The following is a 16,456-nucleotide window of genomic DNA, read 5'->3' as shown; positions in this document are numbered from 1 at the left end:
TGTCATGGGTACAACACAGATGGGCCCGCCAAGGGATCTGATCCTGCAACTCAAGCAGGCTTATAAAGTCCAGCACTTCATTGAAACCGGCACTTATCTCGGTCAGACCGCGAGCTGGGCCGCCAGCCAGTTTGCCGATGTGCACACGATCGAAGCCCAGTCGTCGTTGCACGAGGCCGCGAAGCAGCGTTTCCCGGATCAGGGCATCTCCTGGCACCTTGGCGACACACGCACCTGCCTGCCGCGGGTGCTCAAAGAACTCAAGGGACCTGGCATCTTCTGGCTCGATGCGCACTGGTCGGGTGGTATCACCTTTGGTGAAGCCGCGGAGGACGAGTGCCCGCTGCTGGAAGAACTCGCCATCCTCCGCAGCGATCTCAGAGACCACTTCATCCTGATCGACGATGCCCGGCTGTTCCTCTCGCCGCCACAGCAACCACATCGGATCGAAAGCTGGCCTTCGATCGACCGAGTGATCGATGCCCTCCGAACCGCTGCCGATCCCTACATCGTGATTCATGAAGACGTGATCATATCCGTGCCACGCCGGGCTCAATCACTGGTTGCTCGTTACTGCCAGGAGGCCAGCACCCACGCATGGCAGGCACAGCAGTCTAAAGCTCAAGCAGCTCGAAGCAGCTCTCTGCCCAAGCGGCTGATGGGCATGTTCCGCAGTCGTCGATCTGAGCGAGCCGCCGCGTGACATCGCTTCTCCCTGCCTTCAGACGGGAGACACGCTGCCCTTCGGATGGCACGAAACTGGTACAGACGGATTGGGCGATCACAGGCATGCGCAATCTCGCCAGCATGCGCTGCCCCACGTGCGCTGCCGAGTATTACCTCGATCTGCTCGCAGGCAACGGGCTGCTGACGCCGATGACCCTTCAGGCTTCAACGGGTGAGGTGTTTGGACGCGATGAGGCACCGTGGTTCGCCGACTGGCTGGCTGATGGATTCAGGTCGCGTGAAGATACTTGCCCTCAGATCACGGTCGAGTCCTTCAGACCCATCAGGCGACCACTGCTGGTCAACACCCTCGACCGGCTCTACGGTCACGGCCTGCTCAAGCTGCTTAGTGTCCAGCGCGAGCTGGATGAGTCGCCATCCCATGACATCATCCTGATGATCCCCGGGGAACTGCGCTGGCTGGTGCCTGACGGGGTTGCCGAGGTCTGGTCGGTCGATTGGCCGCTGGCCTCGGGAACACGCTGGTCGGATGGACTCGATCGCTGGATTCACCAGCGGCTTTCGGACTTCAAGGAGGTCCGACTCAGCCTGAGCACGCCGCACCCCGCTCCACAGGATGTCAGCATCGATCGCTTCACCGGCGTGCGTCCTTTCGATCCCACGGGCTGGCAGAACGCGACAGAACGGCCCGTGGTCACCTTCATCTGGAGGGATGATCGCGTTTGGCCCGAACCGCTGCCTGCAGGACGATGGCGTCAGAAACTCAAGGCGATACTTGGGCTTGATCAAGCTGGCATGCCAACGGCCACGAAGGCTCAACGACTGGCTGTGAAAACGCTCGCGCAACGACTTCACAAGCGCTATCCACATCTCGATTTTGCGTTGGTCGGTTTGGGTGACCCTGCACCCCGGTCAGGCCCGATACAGGACCTGCGCACCAGAACGATCGATGAAGCCACCGAGAAAGCCTGGTGCCAGCGCTACGCCAGGAGTCACGTGGTTGTGGGTGTCCACGGGTCGAACATGCTGCTGCCATCGGCTCACGCGGGCGCGGTGATCGACCTGATGCCAAGAACACGCTGGCCGAATCTCGGGCAGGACCTCCTGCTTCACGACACCGACCCCAGACGAGAGCTCTACCGCTGCCGGGCGGTTCCGGCCTCCGTCTCGGTGGATGAGATCGTTCGGATGATCGATGACCTGTTAGTCAACACGGCGAGCCACCTCAGTCAGACCAGGCGAGAGATGCCGGCTTTCGAGACGCGTCCGATTACACAGTCTGCCGGCCAACGTATGGCCGCCTGACAAGCCGTGTCGATAACCGAAGCATCGATCGACCCAAGGACCCTTCGATGCACGATTCGGTGAGTGTCTTCATCACGTCCTATAACCACAGGGACTACCTGATCGAGGCGGTCGATTCCGTGCTTGCTCAGACCCGACCGGTCGATCAGATCGTGATCGTCGATGATGCCTCTTCGGACGGGTCTCAGGAACTCATCCGGTCTTACGCGATCCGGTATCCGGGCAGGATCGACTATGCCTTTCACGCTACTAATCGGGGTGTCTCAGCGACCAAGTCTCACGCAGCCTCACTCTGCACAGGGCATTGGATGACCTACCTCGATGGTGACGACAGGATGCTGCCAGCGCGTATCGAGAATGAAATCGCGGTGGCAATCTCGCTACCGAAGCAAGCCATTCTCTTCTCTAACTTTCAGACCATCGATCCCTCCGGGAATATCCTCAATCGTTGGGCGGCTGGCGATGATGTGCCCACGGGAAACGTGCTGCCAGTGTTGCTTGCCCGTGCTTTCCCGCGTGGGATGGTCTTCCGCAATGAACTCCTGCCCAGGCACCTCTTCCACGAAGTCGCCGGATACGACGCCAACATCAATCTCTACGAGGACTGGGAACTCCGGATCCGGCTCGCTGCTGCGGGTGCCGCGTTCCATTACTGTCCAGAGTTGGGCTCCGAATACAGGCTGCACCCCGGCGGTGTCTCACGCCAAGACCCTCGTAAACATCTCGCCGCTGTGACACACATCAGACGCAAGCATCAGGATCTGATCGACCGGCTTGAGGCAGCCGACCGACTTGCCGCCACGAGGTGCTTCGATCAGCTCGAACAGATTTTCGCGAGCAGAGCCGCCCATCGGTCGTTGCGAAGCCTAGATCTGAAAAACGCCGTGAGCTACGGCCTCAAGGCCCTTTACAGAAGGGCGGCATAAGCCATGTCCAGCCAGCTGCCGGATCATGAGGGACGGGGTCTGACCTTCCTGGTTTCACAGCCAAGAGCCGGTTCGACGCTGTTGCAGCGGATGCTCGGGGCTCATCCAGGCATTGCTACCGCGGGTGAGCCCTGGCTGGCGTTGCACGCGGTCCTGCCGTTACGCCCCGACCTCTGGCAGGCTCGTTTCAATGAAGGCACCTTCAAGCTTGCTTTCGAGGCATTGCCGAACAGCCGCGAGGCTTTCCTCGAAGGGTCAAGGCAGAGTCTGCTGCAGCACTACAGGACATGGTGCCTGGAGCAGCATGCCAGCTGTTGTCTCGATAAAACGCCGAGGTACTACTACATCCTCCCCGAGCTTCGCGAACTCTTCCCGCAAGCCAGAATCGTGGTTCTTGTTCGCAATCCGCTGGCTGTCCTAACCTCCATCTGCAACACCTGGATCGGCCAACGCTGGTTTCACCTGTACGACTCCGCAGATGATCTGCAACTGGCACCCGACCTTCTGGCCAACTCAATCAGAGATTCGAGGCTTGTCGATCACGTCATCCACTACGAATCGCTGGTTCGTCACCCGCAGACAGAGCTCTCATCGCTACTAGGCACCCTAAACCTGCCTTGGGACGATAGGCTGCTTCGCTACAACCAGTCGCCCCAGCCGCAATGGACGCTGGGTGATCCCACCCACGCCCATAAGAAGCAACGCCCTGATGCACATCACATCGATCGGTGGGCCGAGTCGCTGACGGACCCACAGCTCTGGCGTTGCGCTTCGGATTACCTCGATCAACTTGGCGAAGAAACACTCAACGCCCTTGGGTACAGCCGTGTCGAGCTTGAGACCATTCTGGACCGCTGCCAGCCATCTCGCACGCAGCTACTAGCCACACATTCACTCGATGAACTAATCCGGGTTCCCCCCGCAGAGCGTCGCTCTGTTGAGTTCGAACGACTTATCTGGCTCAACCGCGTCCGAGAAAAGGGGTGGCTGGGTGCACTCAAAGACGGCGGTCTACGCCTGGCACGCAAGGCCCGACGTCTCATGGTCAGACCCATAAGAACGACCATGCCTGGCGCTGCTCCGCCATCCGGCGAACACCCGATGACATCCTCCGGCGACCCCATGACCGGTCGGAGTAACAAAGCGCATGAGCCAGCCAAACAAGCCATTATCCAGCCGACCGACGATCTCCATCATCATGGTCGACGGCGGGTTCCGAGAGAGGTTCGAGTCGATCGATTACCTCGCGAATCAAGACCTGCCGCGTGAAGACTACGAGCTGATCTGGGTCGAGCATGGCAGCCAGATCCACGACGACCTTCAAGGTCGCCTGGATCATCAACCCAACTTTCGAGCCATCACCCTCGGCCGGTCGGGTACCTACCACGCTTCCTACTGCTTCAACCGCGGCATCACCGAAGCTCGAGGCGACATCCTGGTCATCATCGATGCCGATGTGATCACCGAGCCGTGCTTCCTCTCGCAGATTCTCGAAGCACACCGGGATCAGCCGCGACTCGCACTCTATTGCTACCGCTACAACGAAGCGAAGGAAGATCATCGGGACGAGGTGGATATCAACCACCTCAAGCGCGTGACCAGCATCACCAACCCATCCAATCACGGAGCCTGCCTGTCGATCCGCAAGACGTGGATCGAGCAGATCAACGGTTACGACCAGCACCCAATCTTCGCCACAGGCTTCCACGCCAACTGCCTGGACGTCTACACCCGTCTCAAGGTTCTGGGTATCCCGGTCAGCTGGCACCCCGAGATCAGGCTTTACCATCCCTGGCACCCATCAACGGCAGAGCATTCTGTCAACTACCAGCCTCAGGTGCATACCTCGGCATGGCGTGCACGGAATCTCAAGCATCTACCCTTCCGCGGGCTGGATGTATCCCACGACACCGATCCGCCAGAGGGCTTGCTGAAGCACCTCGAGTGGGTGCGACAGCAGTGGATGCCCTGGCACCGTCGGATCAAGCACAAGGTCGTACAGCGTCTCCGACTTGCAGCCTGAGAAGCCCATGACTCAGACGCCTACACCAGTCAGCGCGATTGTGATCGCCCGCAATGAACGGGCCCATCTTGAGAAGTGCCTGCCCTCACTCTCCTGGGCAGACGAGTTGATTGTGATCGATATGGGCTCGACCGATGGGTCACTCGAGCTGGCGCGTGCTCATGCCGACCGGCTCTTTCACGTCGACCCTGCACCGATTGCTGAACCCACACGTGCCGCGGCCGCAGCCATCGCCAGGCACGACTGGATCTTGTTGGTTGATCCGGATGAAGCCATCCCGCCCGGCCTTGTCACGCAGATGCGATGCACGCTCAACGCCGAGACCGATCTTGGTGCAATCTCGCTGCCGATGCGTTTCTACTTCAAACACCAGCGACTCGATGGCACCGTCTGGGGCACATTGACCTACAAGCAGCGTCTGGTTCATCGCCAGCGATGTCGGATCCTCCCGTGGGCCAATCGGCTGACACGGCTGGATGAGGGCCAACGCGAAGTCCGTATCCCGTGGGACGGCGATAATCACATGCGCCATTACTGGTCGAACAGCTACGCGGAGCTGCTGAGACGACACCTCACCCGCTACGCCCATACCGAGGCCAGGGCGCTGGCAGGCAACGGCCTGAAGTTTACCTGGCGTCGTGCCCTGTCCCGACCTTTCATCGAACTCTATCGAAGCCTCCGTGACTTCGACGGCTGGCGTCTGGGAGCCAGGGGTTTTCTGCTTTCGGGTATCTATTTTGCCTACACCCTCGCCAGCGAATGGCTGGTGCTGACCTATCAGGGACGCACGTCACCCTCGGAAGCCCTCGAAGTCCAGTCCCTGCCTGTGCTGCGTGAAGATGATCTGAAAACACGTACTCCCCTGGAACAAGCCGCTTAGGAGTACGCATGTCCCTGCCTCGCCTCAGCATCGTGGTCCCCAGTTTTAACCAGTGTGCTTACCTGCCCATGACGCTGGACAGCATCCTGGATCAGCGATACCCGGATCTCGAACTTATTGTCATTGACGGTAAATCCACGGATAAGACCTCAGACGTACTTGCGCAGTATCGATCGGCCATCGACGTTCTTGTTTGCGAGGAAGACGATGGTCAGACTCAGGCGATCAACAAAGGCCTGAAGCTGGCAAGCGGTGACTATGTGACCTGGTTGTGCTCGGACGACACGCTCTTACGTAATGCTTTGAGTACAGTCGCCAGCCACATCAAGACGCACCCCAGCACACAGTGGTTCGGCGGATGGGTACAGCACATCGACGCCGACGGCGCAGTCCTCAAGCTCGAAAAGCGAACGCAAGCTATCACTCTTGCATCCACGCTGCTGCGCTCAGCCAGTCAGCCATTCTGCTTCCCGCAGCCAGGCGTCTGGTGGAATCGCAACCTGCACGAGCAGCTGGGCTTCCTCGATGAACGCCTCCACTACTGCATGGACTTCGAGTGGTGGCTCAGACTGTTGTCGGCCGGCCTCAAACCAGATGTCATCGATCAGCCCATCGCCACTTACCGCATGCACGAAACGAGCAAGACCTGCGCTCAGCCAGAGGGCTTCATCCACGAGCACGTGCTCGTCGAGCGAGCTTACGCACGCAATCTGCCTATCCGTGACCGCTGGTCGGTGTACCGAAGAACCGCCTACCAGCACCGCGCAGCGACGCTCGCTCAAATCGGCCACCGTCCCTGGTCTCAGGTCATCAGACATCCCTGGTGGCTCTTGTCCCAGCAGGTACGCCATCAGCTTTGGCATGGGCAGCCACAGGCCGCCTGAGCGGAATCAGTTTCCGGCTACGCCCGGTAAGTCTCACCCCTTGCCGGATGACCAGCGACTAGCCGATGCCTCTACCAGCATGGAACAGCACAAACCCAAAGCCCGTCGCCGTCAGGCACTCAACCCCGCACGCAAGCTCAGCCAGTCGGGCAGGCCCAGGGTTACGCTTATTATCCCCTGCTTCCATGCGGGCGATACGCTCGAAAGCACCCTCTGCTCGGTCCTCGACCAAGGCTACGCTGAGACCGAACTGCTGGTCGTCGATGGCGGGTCCCGGGACCAGACGCTCGACATCCTTGACCGCTACGAAGCTCACATCAACTGGTTCGACGCCCACACCGACACCGGTCCGGCAGAAGCCATCAACCGCGCACTCGAGGTCGCGACCGGTTCTATTGTCGGATTCCTGGACGCCGATGCGCTGCTCATGCCCCAGGTCCTAGGAGACGTTGCCCGCAGGATGTCTGACCGCGACGGCCCCGACTGGCTGGTGGGCCAGGCCGTCGCACTGGATGAAACCGGACAACTCGCAGAGCCCCTGGCCCCGATCCGGCAGCTGAGTCTGGCCCCGTTCCTCCGGCACGTTCAGGGCGAGCCCGCCCGTGGAGCCGCCTTCTATCGACGATCGCTTCTGGAGGAGGCCGGCCCGGCCGACCCCAAGCTGCGTTTCGCCTGGTGCTACGACCTCTGTGCCCGCCTGCTCGCGCAGGGGCACGAGCCACAGATCCTTACGAGGGCCATCGCCGCGATTCGTATCAATGAGATGAGCTCGATCATGCGGTCGGTTCGCAAGGGGCAGGAACGTGTCGCCGTCGCAAGGCGTTTCCTCGACGAGGTCGATCCCCGGGAACGCTATGGCGTCTGGAAGAGCTGCGACGAACGATCGAGAATCTACGCCATGGCGCTCGCAGAACTCGATCCGGCCAGCGCAGGCCGCTATCTCTGGGACGAAGTCCGCCGACAGCCCTGGTGGATCACCGATGCGGCCTTCCGCGAGCAGGTCATCGCGTCTGCCGGAGCCCCCGAACCCAGCGCAAGCTACCGCCTCGCCGCCTGAAGCCGATCACAGAAGCATCGGATAAACAGGAAGCCACGGCTTGCGTCGTGGCTTCCTGTTTCTTTGCGATGTCAATAGGCAGGTGCCTGCCCAGCGAACTACTCGAGTAGATCATCCTCGGTGCCCGAGAGAAAGCCGACAAGCTTCCTGCTCCGAACCGGGTGCTGGAGCTTGCGGATCGCCTTGGCTTCGACCTGGCGTACACGCTCGCGGGTGACCTTGAAGATCCGACCCACCTCCTCAAGCGTGTAGGTGTAACCGTCACCAATACCGTACCGGAGCTTGATGATCTCTCGCTCCCGGTAGGTCAGCGTCTTGAGCACCTGCTCGATCCGACCACGCAGCATGTCGCTGGTCGCGGTCTCCGACGGGTTCGCCGCGTGCTCGTCCTCGATAAAGTCGCCGAAGTAGGAATCCTCGCTCTCGCCAACGGGCCGGTCGAGGCTGATCGGGTGCCGGCTGATCTTCATCACCCGGCGGGCTTCCGCGATCGGCATCTTCGCCGCCTCGGCGATCTCCTCCACGGTCGGCTCACGCTTGAGTTCCTGAAGCAGATTCTTGGCGATGTTCCGCAGCTTGCTCATCGTCTCGATCATGTGCACCGGGATACGGATCGTCCGGGCATGATCGGCGATCGCACGGGTGATCGCCTGACGAATCCACCACGTCGCGTACGTCGAGAACTTGTAGCCACGCTTGTATTCGTACTTGTCGACCGCACGCATCAGACCGGTGTTGCCCTCCTGGATGATGTCCAGGAACGACAGCCCGCGGTTGCGGTATTTCTTGGCGATCGAGACCACCAGGCGGAGGTTGCCGCCTGAGAGATCGCGCTTGGCCTGCTCGTATTCGTCGAAGACACAGCGGATCTCGGTGACGCGAGCCGCCAACTCCTCCGGGTCTTCCAGCACCAGCGACCGCAGGCCCGCGAGTTCCTCGGTCATCACCATGACGTCCTCGGGGTCGTAGCGGTCGGGATGCTTCTCGGAATCCGCGAGCGTCCGAACCAGGTGGTTCATCTTGTTCGAGATCGAGGTCAGCTTCTTGAGCAGGGGCTGGATCTTCGAGGTACGAAGCGACAGCTCTTCAATCAGCCGGGCCATCTTCATCCGCCGAGTCTCGATCTGAGCGTTCAGACGGAGCACCTCGGTCTTGCTCTTACGTCCAGGTTTCTCGAGCTCTTCCCAGTCCTGCCGGTTCAGGTCCAGCAGACGCTTGATCGTCTTGAGATTGAAGGGAATCCGCGCAGCGATCTTGCCCTTGGCGTCGTCTTCCGCCGTCGAGATCTTCATGGTGCGATCAAATGGCAGATCGCCGGCATCCACCATCTCAAGCACTTCAACGGATTGCGCGACCGAGTAGTCGTTCTCGAGCACCAGACGCCGGAAGATCATCCGCGTCGTCTCGATCTTCTTGGCCAGCCGGATCTCCTCGTCTCGCGTCAGCAGGCTGATCTCGCCCATCTGCGTGAGGTACATCCGCACCGGATCGTCAATACGCTTGCCGCCAGCTTCACTCAGGGCTTTTTCGAGCTCAGCCTTGGTGTTCTCGTCGAGCTCCTCGACCTGCTCCGATGCTTCGCCAGACTCCGAACTGGCCGGTGCCGGGCCCTCGGTCGCTGTCGCGACGGGTGCTTCTTCTTCCTGAGGCATCATGTCAATGCCCGCAGGTCCCGGTGCATCCTGAGGTGGGGCCACCAGCCCGGGCGTCCCACGGAAGCTCGCAGGGATCTGCGCCTCATCAATCAGCCGCAGACCGTCCTGACGCATCCGCTGAAGCAAATCAGCCAGTTTGTTCTGGTCGACGTACTCATCGGGTAGCAGGGCGTTGAGCTGATCAAAGGTGACAAAACCACGCTCACGGCCGCACGCCATGAGCTCTGTCACTGCGGGATGTAAATGCGGGTTCAGCATCGTTGTTCAGTGTCCTTGTTCAATCGTCCTTGTTCAGTCGTCCGTGGCAACCGGCTCTTGCCAGCCCCCTCCCCGTGAGTTCCAGTCATCGCGGGACAAACTTCCCAACCTCAGGTGCGGTCGGGGACGCCACGATGACCGCTGATCCGACTCGGCCCGGCACCGGCTCGCAGCCGTTCCAGAGCGTCACGCAGGTTCTGATCAGCATTCGAACTCTCCTCCTCCATCCCCGGCAGGCGATCTGAAACCGCCGTACGCCAGGACCTGATCGCGGCTCCGAGCACACGCTCCGCCGCTTCCGGGTCATCCAGACCCAGATCCCCGGTTTCTCGGCCGAGCTGAGCCAGCAAGCCTGCCAACTCGTACTCCTCGGCCTCAGCAGCCCCGCCAAGCAATCGATCAAGGCTCACCGCCTCGCCACTGCTCAACTGCCGGTACACCCGGCCGTAGAGCCTCGCGTTCACAGGACCGACAAGATCACCGGGCATCAGCGATTCGTCGATCGCCCAGCCTTGGTCTAAGGTCTTGGTGAACAGTTGGTTGTGGCGAATCAGGCAAGCTATGACCTGTCGCTCGGCCGCTAGGGCTAGAGAAAGTTTACGCCCTACAGGCGCGCCGTCCACTCTTTTAGCATCATCCTGTGCAAACGATCGCAATTTCTCTGGGTTACCCTGTTCCTCAAGACCATAAGACTGAGGGTTTACCCCAAATTCTCCAGCCGAAGATGGCCCAGCAGGCCCTTTCTGGCTATTCAGCAGCTTGATGCGTGCCTGCTTGAGCAACGCTTCCGTGCTCGGCAGGTCCATCCTGAGCAACTGAGCCACCCGGTTGACGATCAGCGACCGCCGTGTCCCGGTCGCTCGATCAAGACCCAGTTTCACCAATTTCTCAGCGTAAGCCTCCGCCAGCCGCTGCCTGCCCGTGATTGTCGAGGCTCCCGACAGATCCTCCGCCATCCGAGCCAGCCCGAAATCCAGAGCATCCGGCGCCTCAGCCACCAGTCGATCCCAGATTTCGACCCCCTCCGTCGTGCTCAGCAGGTCCGCCGGATCCTGGCCCCCAGGCAGAATCGCCACCGCTGTATCCACTTCCTCCGTTAAGAACGCTTCTACCGCCCGATCCGCGGCCCGCCGACCCGCTTCGTCCCCATCGAAAACCAGCACGATCCGCTCGGCGAACCGCCGCAGCCCCTTGACGTGCTCGGCCGTCAGGGCCGTGCCAAGCGTCGCCACCACGTTCTCCCGCTCGGCCTGGTGGGCCGCGATCACATCCGTGTAACCCTCCACAATCACTGCGGTTTTGGTCCCGATGATCGCCCGCTTGGCCAGATGCAGCCCGAACAACGTCGAACTCTTGTGAAAAAGCTCCGTCTCCGGGCTGTTCCAGTACTTCGGATTGTCTTCTTCCCGCAGACGCCGCCCGCCAAACGCCACCGGCCGCCCGAGGGCATCACCGATCGGAAACACCAACCGGTGACGCAGCCGGTCGAAGTAACCCTCACCTCGATCACGCTTCGCGATCAATCCCGCAGCCACGAACGCCTCACGATCGAGACCCTTGGCCGCCACGGCCTTCGACATCACGTCCCAGTCGTCCGGTGCATAGCCCATCTCGAACCGCTCGATCATCTCGTGACTGATCCCACGCCCGGCCAGGTAAGCCCTCGCTTCGGCCCCGGTCTGCTCATCACGCAATCGACTCCGGAAGAACCTCAGCGCCAGGTCGTTAGCCTCGGCGATCCGTTGCCGCAGAGCTTTCTGTCCGTCGTTACGTTGCTGACGCCGGCCGGTCAGTTCGATACCCGCCCGTTCTGCCAGATGCTTGAGCGCCTCGGGAAAACTGAGTCGGTGATAACGCATCACAAAGCTGAAAACGTCCCCGCCCGCCCCGCAGACAAAGCAGTGAAAAATCTGCTTCTCAGGCACCACGCACATCGACGGGTTCCGGTCGTCGTGAAACGGACAGAGCCCGACAAACTCGCGCCCCTTCGGTTTGAGCGCTAGTTGCTCCCCCACGACACCAACAATGTCGCTCGCGTCGAGTACCCGCTGTTTGTCGTCATCGCCTGTGTGGGGCATCCAGCATCCGGTATCCGTCGCGACTCCCCTCCGAGGAAGTGCAACCCATCCGTGAACCGGCCGTCATCCGTGAGGGTCAAAAAGTCGAAGCCGCCAGCGACCTACCAGACGAGAACGACTGCGCCGATGCAAACCAGAGGTCAGGGCAGTCGGGGTGGCAGGGGGGGGATTAGGGGTTTAGGCCGCTTGGTGCTTGTAAGCGTACTTCCGCTTCACAGGCTTCACGACCAGGCCGGACTTGATCGCCTTGGTCGAGACCTTCACCTTCTGGGGCACACCATCGATGATCGCGGTCACCTTCTGGATGTTCGGCTTGAAGGTCCGCTTGGTCTTGCCAGTGACCTTCGTGCCCACGCCGCCGAGGTACTTGGCCTTACCACGCAGGGTGTACTTGTTGCCTCGGGTGGTACGCTTGCCGGTAAAGTGGCAGACTCGTGACATATCACTGCTCCCGTTTACATCCGGACGGGCCGGGTCAGGGGTGGAATTGACGATCAGAGGAGGGACGCCTGCCGTCCCTTGGTTCAGCCCGTCGAGCCCAGTAAGATAACACCAAAGGCCGCCCGGGGCGAACCCTATTCGCCCAGCTTGTAACCATGCAGGACCTCAAACGCGAACAACTCGCCGTCGATTCGGAGAAAGCCATCCTTGCCGGCTGTCTGCTGCCCGGGATGCAGGTCAATCCCCACGACCCGCTGGATGAATTGCGCTCACTAGCCCAGACTGCCGGGGCCGTCGTTGTCGATGAACTGCTCCAGAAACGCCTCAAGCCCGATCCAGCCACCTTCATGGGCAAGGGCAAGGTCGAAGAGCTCAAGCAGATGGCCGACGCCCACGGCGCCCAGGTCATCCTCTTCGAGAACGACCTCTCGCCCTCCCAGATCGGCAAGATAGAGAAGGCCACCGAACGCAAGGTCCTCGACCGCTCCGAGCTCATCCTCGACATCTTCGCCACCCGGGCTCAGACCCTCGAGGCCCGGATCCAGGTCGAACTCGCCCAGCTCGAATACACCTACCCCCGCCTCCGCGCCATGTGGACCCACCTCGAACGCATCGCAGGCGGGGCCCCCGCAGGCATCGGCACCCGCGGGCCAGGCGAGCAGCAGCTCGAAATCGACCGCCGGATCGTCCAACGCAAAAAATCCCAGCTCCGCCGCGAGATCGCCGAGGTCCACGCCCGCAAGCAGCGGCAGGTCGCCGCCCGCAAGCTCGACCACTTCACCGTCGGCCTCGTCGGCTACACCAACGCCGGCAAGTCCACCCTCTTCAACACCGTCACCGAAGGCGGGGCCTACGCCGACGACAAACTCTTCGCCACCCTCTCCACCCGCACCCGCCGATGGGACTTAGGCGACGGCGACCAGGTCATGCTCTCCGACACCGTCGGCTTCGTCCGCGACCTGCCCCACCACCTCGTCGCCTCCTTCCGCGCGACCCTCGAAGAAGCCATCCACGCCGACATCCTCCTCGTCGTGCTCGATGCCGCCGACCCCCGCGCCAACGAACAGCACGACACCGTCATGGAAGTCCTCGACGCCATCGGAGCCACCCACTCCGAGCGCATCCTCCTGCTCAACAAGATCGACAAGCTCAGCCACAACGCCGAACTCCTGATCCAGCAGGCCGCCCACCCCGATGCGATGGCCATCTCCGCCCGCACCGGCGAAGGCATGGAGCCTGTCATCGAACGCCTCCGCGCCGCCGTCCGAGGCCGCCAGTCCACCACCACCCTAGACCTCCCCGTCACCGACGGCCGCGCCCTCTCCATCCTCGAAACCAAAGCCACCATCCTCGACCGCCGCTACGAAGGCGACCGCGTCCATCTCGACACCCGCCTCGGCGACCGCCTCCTCGCCGAACTCCGAGCCGTCAGCCCGGATTTACGCGTTCTCGATGAAGACGGAGCCGTGATCCCCGCAAACACGTCGGACGCTTGGCGACGATAATTTAGAACAGAGAGTTATCTATGTTTTTCTGGGTATCTGTATGGCTAGTAGTTACGTATCTAGCCGGCTGCTTGAGCGGTGTTTTGATGCACCTGCTCATGCTCATCATAAAATTAAAACCTATTGAGGGTAGCGACGCCAATAGTCTCAAGAAGTCTGCTGATAGCCTAATTAATGAATCTAGTATGTCAGAAGGCATGTACAAATTTGTAGATTGTGCTGAGATTAATGTAGGTATTCTAGCTTTCAGGCTCGTGATATATAGTAGCATGGAGTATCAAACATCTTTAGTGTTTTATTTCATGCCGGGGCGTAATAGTGGTCCCAACTCAGTGCCTGAAAACCTGGGTGCAGATCTGTTCTCTAAATTTGATGATGATTCTTCTCTCGTAACTACTTCACTTCGCAATAGGCAATCAAACCCAAAGCCGCCAAGTTATCACCATCAACAATTTCCTGGAAGTGGCTTGGATCAGCTGCATAGTAACCACATGAATGCACTTGAACATATCTCGCAGGTAAAAGAAGTCATGCCGACTGACCCACCAGTAGATATTATTAAAGTGATTAATGAATCAGTGCAGGAGGAATTGAGTTTTATCCGAACAAAACGATTTTGGTATCTTCGTTACACATACTGGTTCTTTGCCGGACTCTTCAAACCTGTAAATAATCCGCTAAATCTAGACATCTCGTAGTTCCATCGCTTCATTCTTGCTTGTATATCCCCTTCCGCTAACCTCTCCCCCATGCCTGAAACCTCCTGCGACATCCTCATCGTCGGCGCCGGCCTAGGCGGCTGCGCCGCCGCCCTCGCCGCCTGCGAAGCCGGCCACTCCGTCATCCTCACCGAGCCCACCGTCTGGACCGGCGGGCAGCTCACCGCCCAGGCCGTCCCGCCCGATGAGCACCCCTGGATCGAGTCTCAGGGCTGCACCGGCCGCTACCGCACCCTCCGCGAGGCCATCCGCTCGCTCTACCGCAGGCACTACCCGCTCAACCAGGACGCCATGCTCGACCCCGAGCTCAACCCCGGTTCCGGCTTCGTCTCCCGGCTCTGCTGCGAGCCCCGTGCCGCCGTCACGGCCCTGCGCGGGATGCTCATGCCCTACGAATCCTCGGCCCGCCTGCGCATCTGGCGCAACACCTTCCCCCGCGCCGTCGATGTCGAGAACGATCAGGTCCGCTCAGTCACCGTCTACCGCCGACGACTCGACACCGAAATCACCATCCACCCCCGATTCGTCCTCGATGCCTCCGAACTGGGCGATCTCCTGCCCCTCGCCGGCGTCGAATACGTCACCGGCTGCGAAGCCCAGCGAGACACCGGCGAGATGCACGCCAAGCCCGAAGCCCAGCCCCTCAACGAGCAGGCCTGCACCTGGGTCGTCGCCCTTGGCTACGACCGCGACCCCGCCGCCAATCACACCATCGACAAGCCCGAGCACTACGACCACTGGAGGTCGTTTCGTCCCGATGTCACCCCGCCCTGGCCCGGGCCCCAGCTCTCCTGGCGTGAACCGCTAGGCGACAAGCCCGCCGAGTCCCGCGTCTCCTACCTCCGGCCCGAACACAAAGGCCGCAAGCAGGTCGGCGGCATCCCCTACTTCGACTACCGCAAGGTCATCGACGCCTCCCGCTGGCGCAACCCCGACCACCTCGACGACGTCACCCTCGTCAACTGGATCATGAACGACTACACCGGCGGGTCTATCATCGACGTCCCCTCAGAAACCCGCCGGCAGCGCCTCGACGAAGCCAAGGAACTCACGCGCTGCCTCGTTTACTGGCTCCAGACCGAAGCCGAAGACTTTGCCAACGACCGCCGAGGCATCCCCCGCCTCTACCCCCGACCCGACATCATGGGCACCGACGACGGCCTCGCCCTCGCCGTCTACATCCGCGAAGCCCGCCGGATCAAAGCCCTCAAAACCGTGACCGAAGGCGACATTGGCGTCCTCCAACGCTGCGGCGAAAACCCCGGCTGGGGCGACCCCGGCTCCGAAAACGTCCTCCGAAATCGACCCCTCCCCGTCCACGATTCCGTTGGCGTCGGCGCCTACCGCATCGACCTCCACATCACGACCGAAGGCGATCACTGCCTCGACCTCGCCGCCTACCCCTTCCAGATACCTCTCGGCGCCCTCATCCCCGTCCGCCTCCGCAACCTGCTCCCCGCCTGCAAAAACATCGGCACCACCCACATCTCGAACGGCGCCTTCCGCCTCCACCCGGTCGAATGGAACATCGGCGAGTCCGCCGGCCTCCTCGCCAGCTTCTGCCTCGAACGAACAACCGAACCCCACAAGGTCCACGCCTCCCGCACCCTCCTCTCCGACTACCAAAAACGCCTCGCCGACGACCACATCCAACTCGAATGGCATGGTCACGTCCATGCGATCTAGCTATCTGGTTGACCAAAGGTAGTAGACAGACGGCTTTTGGTAGACCGTTGCTGCAATCTGATCTTCTTCAATGGCAAAACGCAGACTGCTGTTCCCAGATGGTTCTGGAGGATTCCACCATGCTGGCGCATCATTGACCTCGAAGTCTACAACGTAATCACTGTTGGGATCTTCATGTAAACCCAGTCGTGAGATGTAAGAGTCATAGTCATCTGCTGGTATGGCCGCTCGCATGATGTACATGTGGTCGACGAACATATCTATGTGGTGATCTCTTACATCGCCTGCGGACCATGGCAGGGCATGGCGAGCCGACGAGAACGAGCAACGATACGCCAGAAGGCAAAACGTT

At 60.7% G+C, this 16,456-nt stretch carries 14 protein-coding genes; 11 read left to right on the top strand and 3 right to left on the bottom strand.

Annotated elements, in window-relative coordinates:
• Nucleotides 1–4: 4 nt before the first annotated feature.
• The 8 genes from ACQZAB_RS02025 to ACQZAB_RS01990 all read left to right on the top strand — a co-directional run bounded on the left by ACQZAB_RS02025 (nt 5) and on the right by ACQZAB_RS01990 (nt 7,762).
• The gene (locus ACQZAB_RS02025) at nt 5–703 is read left to right on the top strand and encodes a hypothetical protein (protein WP_428386634.1); all 699 of its coding nucleotides are present in this window, start codon (nt 5–7) and stop codon (nt 701–703) included.
• 86 nt (nt 704–789) lie between these two features.
• Nucleotides 790–1,992: a hypothetical protein gene (locus ACQZAB_RS02020; protein WP_428386632.1), complete on the top strand. Its 1,203-nt coding sequence runs from the start codon at nt 790–792 to the stop codon at nt 1,990–1,992.
• A gap of 47 nt (nt 1,993–2,039) precedes the next feature.
• Nucleotides 2,040–2,918 (top strand): glycosyltransferase family 2 protein, encoded by an 879-nt coding sequence (locus ACQZAB_RS02015; protein ID WP_428386630.1) that lies wholly within the window; start codon nt 2,040–2,042, stop codon nt 2,916–2,918.
• 3 nt (nt 2,919–2,921) lie between these two features.
• On the top strand, nt 2,922–4,187 hold the full coding sequence (locus ACQZAB_RS02010; RefSeq protein ID WP_428386628.1) for a sulfotransferase family protein: 1,266 nt from the start codon (nt 2,922–2,924) through the stop codon (nt 4,185–4,187).
• Complete coding sequence (locus ACQZAB_RS02005; RefSeq protein ID WP_428386626.1) at nt 4,117–4,941, top strand: glycosyltransferase; 825 nt, start codon at nt 4,117–4,119, stop codon at nt 4,939–4,941. The genes ACQZAB_RS02010 and ACQZAB_RS02005 overlap by 71 nt, the downstream gene beginning before the upstream one ends.
• Nucleotides 4,942–4,948: 7 nt before the next feature.
• The gene (locus ACQZAB_RS02000) at nt 4,949–5,821 is read left to right on the top strand and encodes a glycosyltransferase (protein WP_428386624.1); all 873 of its coding nucleotides are present in this window, start codon (nt 4,949–4,951) and stop codon (nt 5,819–5,821) included.
• Between the two features lie 8 nt (nt 5,822–5,829).
• Nucleotides 5,830–6,705, top strand: a complete 876-nt coding sequence (locus ACQZAB_RS01995) for a glycosyltransferase family 2 protein (RefSeq protein WP_428386622.1) — start codon at nt 5,830–5,832, stop codon at nt 6,703–6,705.
• A gap of 79 nt (nt 6,706–6,784) precedes the next feature.
• Complete coding sequence (locus tag ACQZAB_RS01990; protein ID WP_428386620.1) at nt 6,785–7,762, top strand: glycosyltransferase; 978 nt, start codon at nt 6,785–6,787, stop codon at nt 7,760–7,762.
• A gap of 98 nt (nt 7,763–7,860) precedes the next feature.
• On the opposite strand, the gene rpoD is transcribed toward ACQZAB_RS01990, so the two are convergent.
• The 3 genes from rpoD to rpmB all read right to left on the bottom strand — a co-directional run bounded on the left by rpoD (nt 7,861) and on the right by rpmB (nt 12,194).
• The gene (rpoD, locus tag ACQZAB_RS01985) at nt 7,861–9,675 is read right to left on the bottom strand and encodes an RNA polymerase sigma factor RpoD (protein WP_428386618.1); all 1,815 of its coding nucleotides are present in this window, start codon (nt 9,673–9,675) and stop codon (nt 7,861–7,863) included.
• A gap of 110 nt (nt 9,676–9,785) precedes the next feature.
• The gene (dnaG, locus tag ACQZAB_RS01980; RefSeq protein WP_428386616.1) at nt 9,786–11,753 is read right to left on the bottom strand and encodes a DNA primase; all 1,968 of its coding nucleotides are present in this window, start codon (nt 11,751–11,753) and stop codon (nt 9,786–9,788) included.
• A gap of 177 nt (nt 11,754–11,930) precedes the next feature.
• Nucleotides 11,931–12,194, bottom strand: coding sequence for a 50S ribosomal protein L28 (gene rpmB, locus ACQZAB_RS01975; protein WP_428386614.1), 264 nt, complete (start codon nt 12,192–12,194; stop codon nt 11,931–11,933).
• A gap of 155 nt (nt 12,195–12,349) precedes the next feature.
• On the opposite strand from rpmB, the gene hflX reads away from it, so the two are divergent.
• From hflX to ACQZAB_RS01960, 3 genes are all read left to right on the top strand, one after another.
• A complete protein-coding gene (gene hflX, locus ACQZAB_RS01970; protein WP_428386612.1) occupies nt 12,350–13,699 on the top strand; it encodes a GTPase HflX in 1,350 nt (449 codons plus the stop codon).
• An 86-nt stretch (nt 13,700–13,785) separates the two neighbouring features.
• A complete protein-coding gene (locus ACQZAB_RS01965; RefSeq protein WP_428386611.1) occupies nt 13,786–14,397 on the top strand; it encodes a hypothetical protein in 612 nt (203 codons plus the stop codon).
• 51 nt (nt 14,398–14,448) lie between these two features.
• On the top strand, nt 14,449–16,104 hold the full coding sequence (locus tag ACQZAB_RS01960) for an FAD-dependent oxidoreductase (RefSeq protein ID WP_428386609.1): 1,656 nt from the start codon (nt 14,449–14,451) through the stop codon (nt 16,102–16,104).
• Nucleotides 16,105–16,456: the final 352 nt, after the last annotated feature.

Origin of the sequence: Mucisphaera sp., from assembly GCF_965279675.1 — a bacterium.
Classification (GTDB): Bacteria; Planctomycetota; Phycisphaerae; order Phycisphaerales; family Phycisphaeraceae; genus Mucisphaera.
The sequence above is the reverse complement of the archived record's forward strand: the minus strand, read 5'-3'. Positions and strand labels throughout refer to the sequence as shown.